We start from the raw sequence: 14,821 nt of genomic DNA on the forward strand, positions 1-14,821 counted from the left end.
AAAATTAAAACTGCTACTTCAATAAAATATTTTGAGTTGGACAATATTTAAAGGTAGGTTTTCCTAAGAAAGAAAATATTTATATTTCGTTAAAAGCAGCTTCACCATCAATGAAAAATTCAGCAGGGAATAAAAAAAGGCTTCACATTTCTGTGAAGCCTTGATTTTTCTAGTAGCGGGAACTGGACTCGAACCAGTGACCTTCGGGTTATGAGCCCGACGAGCTACCTACTGCTCTATCCCGCGATATCGACTGCAAATATACAGTCATTTTTTATTTCTCCAAAGCTTTATTGCAAATATTATATTACCCAATTCATAGCATTGAGCCTATCCTTTCTTTCAAAAGTTTTCACTTTCGCAAGAACCAAATGATTTTTTAATTCCATAGATTTTTTAAAAAGTTTATCGTTAGTAACCACGGCTATCTTTTCAAAATCTTGGGGATGCGAAAAATGAAATTCCAGGGTCTTCAAAAATGCCGGGATTGAAATACCTTCATCCGATGTATCCTCGAGGTATAAACAAATAGGCGATACCACCTCTAAGCGATCCTTAATTGCAGCAAGGATATCCTCCATTTTATTTTTATCGATTTCTTCATTGACTATGAACCCGACAACGTTATTTGCAAAAGCAAAGGTTTCTTCCATTATGGCACAAATAGGTTAAATATAGCCTCTAAGTTAATAAAAGAATTTATATAAAGCTTACTGTTCAATATTAACCGCCTCAAAAGAAGTTAATTCCCCTTGCTCAAAGGAAACTCTTATTTCAATCGGGTTACAACAGTTTTCACAATCTTCAATATAAGCCTGGCGGCTAACCGAAGTATCCAGTAACACAGAAATTTCCCGCCAGCAATAGGGACATTGAAAAAATTGTTCAAACATTATAATCCAACATTTAGTAACTGCCCGGTAAGCTGGAGCAATTCCAGTTCTGCAAGTTTAGCATCATACTTGGCAAGATTCAGACTGGTTCGGGCTTCGAGAAGATTGATCTGTGCCTGTCGAAATTCTATAGAAGTAATACGGCCCAGCTTGAATTGTTCTTCTGAGCGTTCAAAATTATCCTTATTGGTAGCGACGTTTTCTACCTGAACCCGATATATGTAAAGCCTATTTTGATAATTACCCCAGGCATTTGCAATGTTTCGTTTTACTTCCAGTTCTATTTGCTTTTTTAACAGTTCCTGGTTCTCGTTGTTAATCTTAGCATTCTGCACCTGAACGCTGGTGCGACCTCCATCAAAAAGATTCCAGTTTAGGCTGATTCCCGCCGAAATTCCATCGGTGGTAGTGGTGCTTCCGGGGAAAAAGGCTGATGCCGCGCTTCTGTTCCTGTTCCAACCATAAGAGCCTGTAAGGTCTACCGTAGGTAAGTAACCTGCTTTGCTTATCTTAATAGCATAATCGCTGATATTGAGATTTTTCTCCATCTGCAATAAAGAAACATTATTCAGGGCTGCCTCTTCCACAAAAGCCTCCAATTGAAGTCGCGGGATAAATTCAACCGCAGTATCTACTATAAACCCTTTATTGGTAATTTCCCGGTTAAGCAAGACATTTAAATCGCGTTTGGTGTTATGAAGTAGCTGTCGTGTTTCCAGCAGATTAATGCTATCATTGTTAACATCTACCCTGGCATTTAAAACCGCTAGATTATTCGCTTGCCCATATTCAAACTGATATTGGGCTCTTGTGACCCGCTCCTCTGAAGTTTCCAGCACACCCTGTAGAACTTCAATATTTTGAGTAAGGCGAGCGATCTCATAGTAAACGCTCATAAGCTGTAGGATGGTATTCTCTATAGTCTCCCTGGCTTCAAGTTGCGAAAGATTATATTGTTCCTTAAGACTTTTAAAATTGTATAATCTTCCCAGCCCGTCAAACAAGGTATAATCCAAATTAATTGAAGCATTATACCTGTTACTTTCTATACCTTTTTGATCTACGTTCTCACGGCCTTCGGGCTCTGTAAGTCTATCATTAAGATCATAACCAGCCCCGGCTTGCCCCCTAAGCCTCGGTAAATATCCTGAATTAAGTATTCCCTTATTATTCTTTGCGATCTCTACCTGGTTTCTGGCAATTTTTATTCCGAAGTTATTCTCCAGGGCTCGGGCAATAGCTTCATCCTTGGTAATAATCTCCTGCTCCTGAGATGAAACCTGAAATACGGCTAAAAGAACGATTACTAACGTAAGTCTAAGTTCTTTCTTCATGCTCTTTTTCTTCTTTTTGTTCTCTAATTGCACGCTCTACATCCTCATTGCTCACTCGGTTTCCAGTTACCAGCCATTTACCCCCCACCTTAATATTATTGCTTATAGACAGCAACAATGGGAGTAATAAAAGAGTTAAAACCGTAGCGATAGCAATTCCGTAGGAAATAGATATTGCCATCGGTTTCAGAAACTGAGCCTGCCTGCTTTTTTCAAGCAGCAAGGGTGCCATTCCGGCAATGGTGGTTACCGAGGTAAGGAAAATAGCTCTAAACCTTGCCCTTCCTGCTTCGTATAATGCCTCTTCGAATTTCATTCCAGCCCGTAGATTACCATTTAATTTACTAATCAATACCAACCCATCGTTAACCATAATTCCGATAAGAGCAATGATTCCCAAGGCTGAAAGTATATTTACAGGAAAATCGTGAATCCAATGTCCCCAGGCAACTCCAATGACGCTGAAAGGAATCATTAGCATTAATAAAAATGGTTGACTGTAACTCCTGAAGGTAAAGGCTATAGTAGCATAAATGAGAAATAATATTACCGGAAGAACGCCTCTGGCAGAATCAGTCAATTTTTTTGCTTCGCGGTTCTGTCCCTCGTAGGAAACTCCTAAACTAGGATATTTCACAAGCAGATCGGGCATTATGTTATTTTTAATATCGGAAATTATTTCTGTCGGACTTCCGTTAGGATCTTCCATATCGGCACTTACCCTGATTTCCCGCATGCCATCCAGGTGGCTTATGGATTCTGTTCCTCTTATGATTTCGTAAGTAGCTATCTCATTAAAAGGCACCCGGCTTCCCGAAGAAGTAGTAAGGCGCATATCATCCAGATCATTAATAGAAGACCTGTTTTCGCGATTGTAACGCACCCATACCCTAATTTCATCCTGGCCACGTTGAAAACGTTGCGCCTGAGCCCCAAAAAAGGCGTTACGTACCTGCCGCATCACTTCACTTAAATCAAGACCCAGAGCATAAGCGTTATCTTTTAACTGAATATTAATTTCTTTTATCCCCTTTGGGTCGTTATCTTTTACATCTTTCAGAAGAGGGTTATTCTCAAAATTTTGTTTCAGTTCTTCCTTGGCAGCTTCGAGTTCCCCAAGATTGTTACCCAATAAGGAAACCGAAACCGGATCTCCCCCAAAATTACCTCCCGAGCCAAAGGTGAGGCTTTCAACCCCAAACACAGGTCCTACTTCTTCCCTTATAGCATTGGTGATTTCCGGAGAACCAAAATCTCTTTCCTCGCCTGGTAATAAATTCACCTGCAAAGAAGCTTTATTATTTCCCGGTCCTACTCTTTTTATAATATTCTCGATCACCGGTACATTGTCGGTTTGTCTTGCTGTATAATCTTCGTTCACTCTCCAGGCGGCCTCTTCCACCATAGAAATTATAGAATCGGTACGAGATGGATTAACACCCTCCGCCATTAAAAGATCAATACTCACCCTATCACTGGCTACACTGGGAAAAAAACTAACTCTAATCCAGTTACCACCAATCGCTCCAATGGTAAGTATTAAAATTGAGGCCAGGATTCCCAAAGAGAGAATTTGCTGTCGCAATACAAATTTTAAGATAGGACTATAAAATTTATCCCTGTTATAGCGCATAATACGATCTCCAAGCTTATTTATCTCCCTCATTTTACTGAAAAAGCCGGTCTTTTTCTTTTCTGGCACCTCATTTTTCTTTTGCCGTAAAGCTTTAGAATGAGCAATGTGGGCAGGAAGAATAATAAGGGCTTCTACTAAAGAAACGCTCAGAGTCAGGATGACTACAGTTGATACCTCACTGAAGAACTCTCCTATGCGACTATCCAAAAACAAAAAGGCTGAAAAGGCGAGAACGGTTGTGATTATTGCTGAAATGATTGGGGGCACTACCTCCATCGTTCCATCGAGAGCAGCCTGAACGGGTGATTTCCCCATCTCGTAATGCTGATAGATATTTTCACCAATCACAATACCATCATCAACCAGGATCCCAATCACGATAATCATCCCAAAGAGGGATAACACATTAATAGTTACACCAAACTGACCAGCAAAAATAAACATCCCCAGAAAAGCGACTGGCAGGCCGAAAGCCACCCAAAATGCCAAACGAATATTCAGAAAAAGCGCAAGAAAGAATATTACCAAAAGAATTCCTATAGCTCCGTTTTCCATAAGAAGTCGGGTACGTTGGCCTAGAGTAATAGAAGAATCTGAAACAACATCTAATCGTATATTACTGCTTTTGGAATTATAATCGGCAATATATTTTTTTACTGAGGAAGCAGCAGATAACAAATCCTCATTGTTCGTGTTGCTAATAGAAACATTAACGGCAATATTTCCATTGAAATAAGAGGCATTGGGCGTCTCGCTAAATTGATCCCGTACTGTGGCTATATCGCTAAGTCGTGTGATTTGCCCACTTTCTGAAGAACGCACAACCAGGTCATTAAGGGCATCGGCATAGTAGGAACGGCTGTTTGCTCTAATTAAATAGTCTTCAGCATCGGTTTTAATAGTCCCACCGGTACTCAAAATATTGGATGATCCTACAGTGCGAGCAACCTCCTCAAAGGTGAGGTTATAGGCAAGTAAATCGTTTTGACTAACCGCAATTTCAATCTCTTCCTGTGGAAAGCCAGAGATTTCTATCTGGGAGATTCCATCTATTCTTCTCAGGTCATTCTCGATCTGCTCACTAATTCGTTTTAAAGTAACAAGTGGAACTCCTTCCCCGCTTATTGCAAAACTTATAGAAGGACGAATCCTTTCTTGTTTTGAAACTACCAGGGGTTCCATTCCCCCTGGAAAAGTGGGAACACGATCCACCGCATTCTTCACTTCGGTGAGCATTACATCAATATTTTCACCCTGTTCTATCTCTACTGTAATAGAACCGCCACTCTCACGTGCTACAGAGGTCACCCTGTCTATTCCCACAAGACCTTTAAGGTTGTCTTCAATCTTGAGAATTATTCCCTCTTCGATCTCTTCAGGAGCTGAACCGGGGTAATTCACACTTATATTTATAATCTTGGAATCTGTAAGCGGAAAAAAGGAGGAATTCAGGCTAAAGATTCCTACCAGACCAAAAATTGCAAATGCGAGGATGACCACGTTTACGGCAACCTCATATTTAATAAAGTAACTTATTAATTTTCTCACAACTAAAGGGTTTTAGTAGTGTCTTCCTGCTGAATCTGCACTACCTGACCGGGATAAGCCCCGGGAACAGGTGCTGAAATCAGTTTAGTCCCGTCTTCCAATCCCTTAATCACCACACTTTTCGAAGTAAAATATACGGGATCAACTTCCTGGAGGGCGAGAATACTATCCCGAACCACATACACCTTAGAGCGATCTATTAATAGCTCCCTGGCAATCTCAATGGCATTTTCCTCATCGCGGGCATCGAGTTTTGCCTCCAGATACATTCCCTCACGAATATCAGGATCTTCAACTTTTATAAACACTTGAATAGTTTGGGATTGCCGATCTACCCTTGCATTTATTCGTATCACTGTGCCGGTATAGGTTTTGGTTTTCTCAAGATTCTGAAGAGAAACCTCTTCTCCAACTTTCAAGAGATCTGTAAATCTTTTAGGGACCGCTACTTCCAATTCATAAACAGTTGGATCTATAAATTCTCCAAGTTTTTGCCCCGGACGAACCAGAGTTCCGGGATTTACGGCGGCTTCAGTTAGTACCCCATTAAATGGAGCACGTATGGTAAATTTACTCAGCCGTTCTTCCAGATTTTTTATTTCATAATATGCAGAGATAATTCCCCGACCTGTAATGAAGTACTTTTCTTTTTCAGTATTCATTTCGGGTAAGGGTGGAGTGGTTTTATTTACATCAAAATTAGTTAAATAGGCTTGCCATTTCTCAAAAGCTTCAGGGTAATCCATTCGCAAATCAGGCATAACAGAGGTAATCGTATTATATAACCCGCTTTTTGCCGAAAGTACGCCTGCATAATATTCCTGAGCATTGATATTAAGAAGCACCTGTCCACGGGAGTATTCCTGCCCGGGCCTGAAATTTTTGCTACTGGACTGGAAGATTCCCTGAACTTCAGAAAACAATTCCAGCTTTTTTAGAGCAGTTACATTTCCGTTGGCGGGAATTACAATGGGAACCGTACGATTTCTGACGGTATCAACAAATACATTTTTAACGGTTTTCCTTGCCTCAGGAACCTCTTGCACATTACTATCTATAATTGCTTTAGCTCCGAATATTGCCAATACAATCAGCAATATTCCTAAAATCGAAAGAATAATTTTTCTTAAATCCATACGGCGGTTAGACTAACAAAGCCTGAAATAGTTTAATAAACAATATATAAATTAAGCATAACGGTCAAGGTCTTCCTGCAGCTCTTCCCATTTTTGCATTAATTCCTCCAGGTCCTTTTTCGTTTTATTATATTTTTCAAGAAAATCTGGTCTCGCCATAGCTTCTTCATAGTTTGTAGCGAGTTCGACATCCTTATTTTTGATCTCTTTTTCCAGTTTCCCAATCCTGGATTCGGTATTGCTAAGTTTATTCTTAAGGGATTTTATCTTTTTCTGATCTTTGTAAGATTGTTTCCCTTCGTCTGTCCGGTTGCTCTTCACTGCCTGTGCAACTTCATCTTTCTTTTCTATGGCACGCATATTTTCAGCCTGGCGTTGTTCCAGGTAAAAATCGATATCACCAAGATACTCCTTTATCTTCCTGTTTTTGAATTCATATACAGTTTTTGTAAGCCCCTGAAGAAAATCCCTGTCGTGAGAGACTAGAATTAAGGTGCCCTCAAAATTTTTAAGGGCCTGTTTTAGTACATTTTTAGATTTGATATCAAGATGGTTGGTAGGCTCATCCATTACCAGAACATTAAAGGGTTGAAGCATCAATTTTGCCAGTGCCAGTCGGTTACGCTCCCCTCCTGAGAGGACTTTCACCTTTTTATCTACCTCTTCTCCCCTAAATAAAAATGAACCCAGAATGTCCCTTACCTTGCTCCGGTTCTTTTCATTGGCAGCATCAATCATTGTATCATGTACCGTTTTTTCGCCATCAAGATATTCTGCCTGATTTTGCGCAAAATACCCTATCTGGACATTATGCCCCAGTTTTAACTTTCCGGTATGTGATATTTCATCAACAATTATCTTAGCCAGAGTGGTTTTTCCTTGTCCGTTTTGTCCTACAAAAGCTATTTTACTGCCACGTTCAATAAGCAGATTAATATTTTCCAGCACCTGGTTCTCGCCGTAAGCTTTTCCTACATTTTCAGCCTCAATAACCACTTTTCCCGGTTGCACCGAAACAGGAAAATGGATGCTCATTACACTATTATCATCTTCGTCTACTTCAATACGGTCTATTTTATCCAGCTTTTTCACGAGGGATTGAGCCATAGAAGCTTTTGAAGCCTTTGCTTTAAATTTCTCTATGAGTTTTTCATTTCGCTCTATTTCTTTTTGCTGATTCTTTTGGGCTGCCAGTTGTTGCTCACGAAGTTCATGGCGAAGTTCCAGGTATTCTGAATAAGATTTTTTAAAATCGTAAATCTTTCCGAGAGAAATTTCAATGGTTCGGTTTGTTACATTATCAAGAAACATTTTATCGTGTGAGACAATAACCACGCATCCCGGATAATTGGTAAGAAAGCTTTCCAGCCATATAATACTTTCAATATCGAGGTGGTTAGTAGGCTCATCAAGCAGTAAAATATCATTATTCTGAAGCAGGATCTTAGCCAATTCAATCCTCATTCTCCAACCCCCGGAAAAGGTGTCGGTGACCTTATCAAATTGATCCCGGGTAAAACCAAGCCCTAAAAGCACTTTTTCGGTATCACCCTGATAATTATACCCACCTATTATTTCATATTGATGAGTAACTTCGCTCAATTCCTGAATCAGGTCTGAATAAGATTCAGTCTCATAATCTGTTCTTGTAGCAAGCTGGGTATTGATGTGATCAATCTTTTTTTCCAGCATTTTGATCTCTTCAAAGGCCTGTTGGGCTTCTTCCACCACCGTTCGTCCCTGAACAAAATCTATATCCTGTTTTAAAAAGCCTATCTTAAGCTCTTTCTCCTTAGCTATCTGTCCCTCGTCATATTCCTGTTCTCCCGCCAGAATTTTAAGCATTGTCGATTTCCCGGCACCGTTTTTTCCAATAAGGCCAACCCGGTCACCACCGTTTAATCTAAAGGTCACTTTTTCAAAAAGGTATTCCCCACCAAAGGAAACGGACAGATTATGAATATTAAGCATTTATGGTTTTTATTTTTGCAAATATGCCTAAATTTACCTTGCAAAAAAAATGAGATGAAGTTCCTAAAAGGCAAAAAGATATATAGTATTTTATTCGGTGTCTGTCCCGTTTGTCACGAGGAAAGTATGTACAAGGAAAACAACCCCTATAAATTAAATCGCATTTTTGATATGCACGAGCGATGCTCTAATTGCGGAACAAAATATAAGATAGAGCCTTCTTTTTTTTACGGCGCTATGTATGTGAGTTATGCTGTAGGTGTGGCCTTTGCCGTAGCCGCTTTTATTATTGCGCATTTATTTTTTGGCGCCGGTTTAATGATTTCCTTTTGGGCAATTATAGGGACATTAATTGTTTTTATGCCGGTGATTATGCGGCTTTCCAGAAATATCTGGATCAATTTCTTTATGAATTACAGAAAAGAAGCGGGCAACACTCATCAAGCTGAATAATGTTTTTTGGTATAGCGGGCCAAATCCACTTCTGGTGGTAAAGCTTCCCCGGTTTCAGTTAGTTTAAGAAGTTCTTCTGAAAGCACCGGCGAAACCAACATTCCCCTACTTCCAAAGCCATTGCAACAATATAGGTTTTTATATTCAGGGTGCTGGCCGGCCAAGGGCCTTCTATCCTTGCTGGCAGGCCTGATTCCGGCTACCTGGTCTACCACATCAAATTTACAGCTTATTACCGCCGAAAGCTTTCGAATTAATTCTTCACGTGCTTCGGGGGTAGGTTCAGGAGAATTATCCCGATTGTTATAAGTAGCGCCCACGCGATACAGATTATTGCCTATAGGAATTATGAATACCGAAGATTTTATGATCTCATTCATCTGAAGTTCTTCAGAATATACTGTAATATATTCTCCTTTATTCCCCGACATAGGTAAATAATTAAAAAAGGGATTATTTTTAAGCCCAAAGCCTTCACAAAATATTATTTTTTTAGCTCTAAGGCCTTTGTATTCCAGATGTTCTTCCTGAATTTCAAGAGCATCATATTCAAAACTCTCAAAAGTAATTTTATCTTGTTTCCTTAAATAGCTTCCGTATTCAGAGATCATAAGCTCTGTGTTTACGGTACCCGTATGCAGAAGTTCCCCGAAGGAATAATCTGATTTTACACAGGGATTGAGTTGCTTTTTAAGATCTGTATTTAGAAATTTAGAAAGTCCAGGTTTATCGGCAGCAGAAAACCAGTTGTTTTGTTCTTCAACAGAATTAAATCTTCTATAGATATTACGGGGATAAAACAATTTCACCCGAAGCTTCTCTTCTATATTCTTATAAAAAGGTATTGCCAGCGCCAATTGTTCATCGGCTTTCCAGGCCAGGGTGAAGCGTTTTAAAATCACGGGATTGATAAGGCCGGCTGCCGCAACAGAAGCTTTTTGGATTCCACCTTCAAACACCTTATAACTGCGCCCGTTTTCTTCAAGACGTTCACAAACAGAAATCCCGCTTAGGCCTAAACCAACTACTATATAGTCTAACATAATTTAAAAATAAAGTTTCTGTAGGAAATAAAAAAACTCCCCGATTTAATTCACTAAAAAAGCGTCCGGAAGGGACGCTTTAGTTTTTTATTTTCAAGAAGGAACTAATTAATAGTTCCACATATCCTGCTCAAAATTTCGAATTTGCTCTTTTATGCGTTCAGACTCCAACAATTGCATAAATGCATTATCAACAATATAATCGTTTATCTGGCGATCGCCCTGTACATTTTCTTCCTGATAGATTACTCCATTAAACCGTCTGGCATTAAGCAAATGGTCAAAGCTTATACTTTGTGAGGTATTGCCTCCGCTAAAAGCTTTATTCTTATGCAACAATTCCCGGGCATCGGGAAACCAAATCCAAAAAAGTTCTACCAGATCGGTTTGACCAGAATCAATAAAGTTAACATCGGGAGCAACGGGCGCAATCCCGAGTAAACGGTATTTCAATTCTGCCTGTCTTTTGTCAAAATACCACATCCCGCGGATATGATATTCAGCAATATCGGCAGCGCTAAGGTCACGTCTATCAATAAACTGTTCGTCTACCTGTTCTCCGGCGTTGTATTGCTCAATTCCAAGGTCAGTGGTATCAACTTTAGAAAGGGTTGCCTGAATATCTTTAAGGGAACGTTTTTCAGTAAAATACGAATCGGCATAAATATTCTCAATTGTTCCATCCTTGATACCTTTCATAAGGATGTCGTAAAGCGAACGTCGATTGCCACCAATATTATTAGTATCAATAGGGTAAAACAACGGGAAATTCACTCTTTCGTCCAGGTCTATTATTTCCCAAACATTTTTAGACCAAAGCACATCTCTGTCTTCAATGTAACCATATTCCAGGGGTTCATCATTAAGATCACTTAAGCGCTGAGCTTCGGTTTGTTTACCGATATCTTCAGGGCTTTTGGCGTTCAAAATATTTGTCTGCCCAAAGGAAACTGTGGTAACTAACAGCAGTGTTATAGCAAATAATCCTCTCCAGCTCATGGTCATAAATTTTATTAATTAGTAAGCTCAATTACTACGGGAGCTACTTTTTTCAGCATATATCCAGAATTATTAGATAAACGCGCATTGATGTCAAATATTGTAACATTCTCTCCTCTTCCTGCACGCCTCAAGGCAGCTTTTGCTCTATCATCAAGACGACTTCCACTAACCTGGATAGTTGGTTGTCCCGGAACTTTAAAGCTAAAGCCTGAAACGGCAAGGTTAATGTCAAAATCGAAATCAGGTAATGCGGCTCCAATAGTAGAAACTTCCAAGCTGTTACGTTGCATTTTAACTGACCCGTCTTCTCCACGCACCGTGCCAACAGGCCGGGGAATATCTTTAATTCTGAAAGTGGAACTTGAAGGATAGCTCTGGCCATCTATGGTTCCCGTAACATTTATCTTCACCTCGCGGGCTTGAATATTAGTAACATTCATCATATAGCTACTACCTGAAGTTTTTCTTAACCCAGGTGCTGATGCGCTAACATTGTTATCGGGTACTCCTGCCATAGAAATAGTAAGTGGATTCTGAACCCCACGATAAAGCACATTCATCTTATCAGCAGAAATAGTCGCCGCATTAGGTTTTGGAATTACAGAAAACTCCTGATTTACGGGAACAACGGTTTCTTTTCCATCCTCAACAAAGATAAGACTACCTTCAAGCTTATGTTGCCCCGCATTTCCGGCATTCACATTCAAAACCACCCGACCGTCTTCGATAGAATAATCAGATTCGCTTAATTTTTGTCCATCAAGACTCAATTCAACCCTATTAGGTTTGGTGGTCGCATCTTTTCTTCCAAGAACAATAGAACCATTAAAAGTCTCTCCCTGGTAATATGCAGACCGCGGAGTTTCAAGCAGCGTAGTATAGTTGGTCATCGCAACCTCACTCTGTAACTGCCCTGATAACATAGCCGAAAGAATATCATTTTCGGTAGTTTTAATATCAGACTGTGTTTGAGTCATCTTAGTTAGAGAAGCGATCAAAGGATAACCCTGATAATGATACATTAGCCATGGCTGAGTAACATTCTCTCTATTGGTAACTTCTTCTGTTGAAAATTCTTCAGAAACTTCTTCCGCAATTTTTGGGTAATCTCCTCCTATAATATCGATTACTCCTTCGCGATAAATCCTAATTTGTTCAATAAATTCCTCTCCCTTAGGACTAACTCTCCCACTTGAAAAGAACATATTATCCAGTTTATCTGACCGGTCCATTGCTTCGTAGTCCCGTTCCTCCTCTTCATCGTATTCTGCGAGTAATTCATTCTTTATGCCCTCAATATAATCGTTAAGATTCTGTGAGAGTTCGTGAACTCTTTCAGCATCTTCCATTATACTAACGTATTTTTCGGGTTGCTCATTTGCTTTGGCTTCAAGGCCAGCCATAAAAGCATTATTACGTTCAGTGGTAGATACGTTTGATGCATTTAGTTTTTCATTCATAAGTCCAAAGGCCGTAAGAACCTCTTTAGACATATTTAATGCCATCATCGCAATGAAAACCAGATACATCAGGTTAATCATCTTCTGTCTTGGTGTTTGTTTTCCAGACGCCATGTGCTAATTAGTTTTGTTGTTTAAAATTTCGGATAACTTCTCGGGTTTTAATTAAACTAATTAGTGGTCACCCTGGTACCATTCATCGCGGTAAGCATTCCGCCGTAAACTCCGTTAAGAGAAGACAGGTTATTTGCAAGCGAATCCATTTGGTCTTTTAACCTCCCAGCGTTTTCTGCAACTTCCTCGTTGATCTCAGCCTGACGTGAAGCTGACTCAACCTGCACTTTATATATATTATTTAAAGTTTCCATTTGAGCGGCTGCCATAGTAAGCTCTTCACTGTATTTCTTCTGAGAGGCCATAGAATCTACCGTAGGGGCAATTCCTTTAGCAGCTCCTTCAAAATTACGAATGCTTTCTCCAAGGCTATTCATAAGGTTTACGTCTACTTTGGCATCGCGTAGCATTTCATCCAGTTTCTTAGACAATAGCCCTTCTGCTTTCTTCTCTTCTTCCACAACCATAGATTGTTTCCTGTTATCGGCTCCGGTACCTCCGGCCAGTTCCGGATATACCAAAGACCAGTCAAGATCATCATCTACCGGTTCAAAGGCTGAATATGCGAATACCAGGGCTTCAACAATAAGACCTGCAATAAGCATAGGGTTACCACCGGGCCAGTGCATCAATTTAAAAAGCGCTCCCAATATTACAATTGATGCACCTAAACCGTACACCATATTGGTTATTTTCTTTGAGGATCTTGAATTTGCCATAATTAAGAGAGATTTAGATTTTCTTTATTTTATAAATAGGTTATAGTTCAGGGTATAGTATACTAACGGTTGCTCTGGTTAAGGGTAACATCGGTACCCAGGTAATCCTGCACGGTTCTGAAGCCAATATAACTTCTGGCAGAATCAGCATATTCATAATCTCTGGAGCTAACCTGAAGGAAATACGCAACATCTTTCCAGGATCCTCCACGAACAACTTTACGCATATCATCTTCATTATTAACGGTAGGGTTCATAGAAGACATATATTGATATGATGCCGGATCATAAGAAGAGTTGACCCATTCTGAAACGTTACCGGCCATGTTATAAAGCCCATAATCATTAGGGTCGTAAGACTTGGCTTCAACCGTGTAAAGTGCCTGATCTACAGCATAGTCACCACGTAATGGCTTGAAATTAGCCATAAAACAACCCCGGTCATTTTTGGCATAGGGACCACCCCAGGGGTAAGTTGCTCCTTCAAGACCACCCCGGGCCGCGTATTCCCATTCTGCTTCGGTGGGCAATCGATATAATGGCACATTGTGATCGCCTTTAGATCGCCTGTAGGCATTATGGTAAAAAGTTCTCCACTGAGTAAAGGCTTTCGCCTGTTTCCATGAAACTCCTACCACGGGATAATCATCAAAAGCACTATGCCAGAAATAATCGTTGTGCATAGGCTCATTATAGGAATAGTTGAAATCCTTAATCCAGACAGTAGTATCAGGATAGATAGCAATTTCTTCCTTTTGGATAAAATCACTTCTTTTCCCTTGCGTTTTTGCCGCATTTTGGATATCCATGTAAGAATATGTGAACTTCAGTTTTTTGACATCAATAGTTCGCTGCCCATTATACACTTCCTCCATAGGGATATACATAGTATCCATAACTTCGGCATAATAGACATCGGGATAATCTTCAGTATCCCATATTATATCCACGTCTTTATTTAATTTTCTATTTTCATAGTTATCGGTGGGACCACCGGTACCATAGGAATTAAGCATGTATTCCTCATAAGGCGTAAGATTATCGGTATCTGCGTCTGCAAAAGCAAACTCTCCAATTCCGCCAGTGCCTGGAGTTTCCCCCATTTCTTCAGCCATAATAGCCAGACGCACCCTAACGATAGAGTCTTTTACGTAATCTACAAATTGACGGTATTCCGCATTAGTGATCTCAGTCTCGTCCATATAAAACGAGCGCACGGTCACCGTTTTTGGAGGTGCATTCTTCTGGTCGGCAAGATCATCATCAGACTTTCCCATGATAAAAGCTCCACCTGGAATTAATGTCATACCGTAAGGTTTCTCCGGATTCCACTTTTTCCCTTTCGCACCCACCAGCTGCCCACGGTCTCCACGACCACAACTAAAAAGCAAGGCTAGAACAGCAATTAGCGAAATAAACTTCTTCATAATTTCTCTTAAGGTTAAGACATATTGCTTTTACGGCAGTAAACCTATCTATTTATTTTTTAAAAAACAATAATTTCGGTAAAAA

At 39.9% G+C, this 14,821-nt stretch carries 12 protein-coding genes and 1 tRNA gene; 1 reads left to right on the forward strand and 12 read right to left on the reverse strand.

The window, feature by feature from the left end; genetic code table 11:
- Positions 1-173: 173 nt before the first annotated feature.
- From VIM94_RS04145 to abc-f, 7 genes are all read right to left on the reverse strand, one after another.
- A tRNA-Met gene (locus VIM94_RS04145) sits at positions 174-246 on the reverse strand.
- Between the two features lie 56 nt (positions 247-302).
- Positions 303-653 carry an STAS/SEC14 domain-containing protein gene (locus tag VIM94_RS04150; RefSeq protein ID WP_332038026.1) on the reverse strand — a complete coding sequence of 117 codons (351 nt, stop codon included), beginning with the start codon at positions 651-653 and terminating at the stop codon, positions 303-305.
- A gap of 57 nt (positions 654-710) precedes the next feature.
- Positions 711-893, reverse strand: coding sequence for a CPXCG motif-containing cysteine-rich protein (locus VIM94_RS04155; RefSeq protein WP_332038027.1), 183 nt, complete (start codon positions 891-893; stop codon positions 711-713).
- A complete protein-coding gene (locus tag VIM94_RS04160; protein WP_332038028.1) occupies positions 893-2,227 on the reverse strand; it encodes a TolC family protein in 1,335 nt (444 codons plus the stop codon). The genes VIM94_RS04155 and VIM94_RS04160 overlap by 1 nt, the downstream gene beginning before the upstream one ends.
- Positions 2,211-5,411 (reverse strand): efflux RND transporter permease subunit, encoded by a 3,201-nt coding sequence (locus tag VIM94_RS04165; RefSeq protein ID WP_332038029.1) that lies wholly within the window; start codon positions 5,409-5,411, stop codon positions 2,211-2,213. Before VIM94_RS04165 ends, VIM94_RS04160 begins: the two co-directional genes overlap by 17 nt.
- 2 nt (positions 5,412-5,413) lie before the next feature.
- Positions 5,414-6,547 (reverse strand): efflux RND transporter periplasmic adaptor subunit, encoded by a 1,134-nt coding sequence (locus VIM94_RS04170; RefSeq protein ID WP_332038030.1) that lies wholly within the window; start codon positions 6,545-6,547, stop codon positions 5,414-5,416.
- A gap of 51 nt (positions 6,548-6,598) precedes the next feature.
- Positions 6,599-8,518 carry a ribosomal protection-like ABC-F family protein gene (gene abc-f / locus VIM94_RS04175; RefSeq protein ID WP_332038031.1) on the reverse strand — a complete coding sequence of 640 codons (1,920 nt, stop codon included), beginning with the start codon at positions 8,516-8,518 and terminating at the stop codon, positions 6,599-6,601.
- Between the two features lie 54 nt (positions 8,519-8,572).
- Here abc-f and VIM94_RS04180 point away from each other — a divergent pair, with 54 nt between their 5' ends.
- On the forward strand, positions 8,573-8,971 hold the full coding sequence (locus tag VIM94_RS04180) for a DUF983 domain-containing protein (protein ID WP_332038032.1): 399 nt from the start codon (positions 8,573-8,575) through the stop codon (positions 8,969-8,971).
- Here VIM94_RS04180 and VIM94_RS04185 read toward each other — a convergent pair.
- From VIM94_RS04185 to gldK, 5 genes are all read right to left on the reverse strand, one after another.
- Positions 8,959-10,014: an FAD-dependent oxidoreductase gene (locus VIM94_RS04185; RefSeq protein ID WP_332038033.1), complete on the reverse strand. Its 1,056-nt coding sequence runs from the start codon at positions 10,012-10,014 to the stop codon at positions 8,959-8,961. The two genes, VIM94_RS04180 and VIM94_RS04185, sit on opposite strands and share 13 nt — an antisense overlap.
- 108 nt (positions 10,015-10,122) lie before the next feature.
- On the reverse strand, positions 10,123-11,013 hold the full coding sequence (gldN, locus tag VIM94_RS04190) for a gliding motility protein GldN (protein WP_332038034.1): 891 nt from the start codon (positions 11,011-11,013) through the stop codon (positions 10,123-10,125).
- 14 nt (positions 11,014-11,027) lie between these two features.
- Positions 11,028-12,590: a gliding motility protein GldM gene (gene gldM / locus VIM94_RS04195; protein WP_332038035.1), complete on the reverse strand. Its 1,563-nt coding sequence runs from the start codon at positions 12,588-12,590 to the stop codon at positions 11,028-11,030.
- Between the two features lie 56 nt (positions 12,591-12,646).
- Complete coding sequence (gldL, locus tag VIM94_RS04200; RefSeq protein ID WP_332038036.1) at positions 12,647-13,309, reverse strand: gliding motility protein GldL; 663 nt, start codon at positions 13,307-13,309, stop codon at positions 12,647-12,649.
- Between the two features lie 62 nt (positions 13,310-13,371).
- Positions 13,372-14,736: a gliding motility lipoprotein GldK gene (gene gldK, locus VIM94_RS04205; protein ID WP_332038037.1), complete on the reverse strand. Its 1,365-nt coding sequence runs from the start codon at positions 14,734-14,736 to the stop codon at positions 13,372-13,374.
- Positions 14,737-14,821: the final 85 nt, after the last annotated feature.

Origin of the sequence: Salegentibacter sp. (assembly GCF_036568425.1) — a bacterium.
Lineage (GTDB): Bacteria > Bacteroidota > Bacteroidia > Flavobacteriales > Flavobacteriaceae > Salegentibacter.

Bases quoted from the DNA above. Each gene is read 5' to 3' on its own strand.
- VIM94_RS04150 (WP_332038026.1), bottom strand. From the start codon at position 653: ATGGAAGAAACCTTTGCTTTTGCAAATAACGTTGTCGGGTTCATAGTC.
- VIM94_RS04155 (WP_332038027.1), bottom strand. From the start codon at position 893: ATGTTTGAACAATTTTTTCAATGTCCCTATTGCTGGCGGGAAATTTCT.
- VIM94_RS04160 (WP_332038028.1), bottom strand. From the start codon at position 2,227: ATGAAGAAAGAACTTAGACTTACGTTAGTAATCGTTCTTTTAGCCGTA.
- VIM94_RS04170 (WP_332038030.1), bottom strand. From the start codon at position 6,547: ATGGATTTAAGAAAAATTATTCTTTCGATTTTAGGAATATTGCTGATT.
- abc-f (WP_332038031.1), bottom strand. From the start codon at position 8,518: ATGCTTAATATTCATAATCTGTCCGTTTCCTTTGGTGGGGAATACCTT.
- VIM94_RS04180 (WP_332038032.1), top strand. From the start codon at position 8,573: ATGAAGTTCCTAAAAGGCAAAAAGATATATAGTATTTTATTCGGTGTC.
- VIM94_RS04185 (WP_332038033.1), bottom strand. From the start codon at position 10,014: ATGTTAGACTATATAGTAGTTGGTTTAGGCCTAAGCGGGATTTCTGTT.
- gldN (WP_332038034.1), bottom strand. From the start codon at position 11,013: ATGAGCTGGAGAGGATTATTTGCTATAACACTGCTGTTAGTTACCACA.
- gldM (WP_332038035.1), bottom strand. From the start codon at position 12,590: ATGGCGTCTGGAAAACAAACACCAAGACAGAAGATGATTAACCTGATG.
- gldL (WP_332038036.1), bottom strand. From the start codon at position 13,309: ATGGCAAATTCAAGATCCTCAAAGAAAATAACCAATATGGTGTACGGT.
- gldK (WP_332038037.1), bottom strand. From the start codon at position 14,736: ATGAAGAAGTTTATTTCGCTAATTGCTGTTCTAGCCTTGCTTTTTAGT.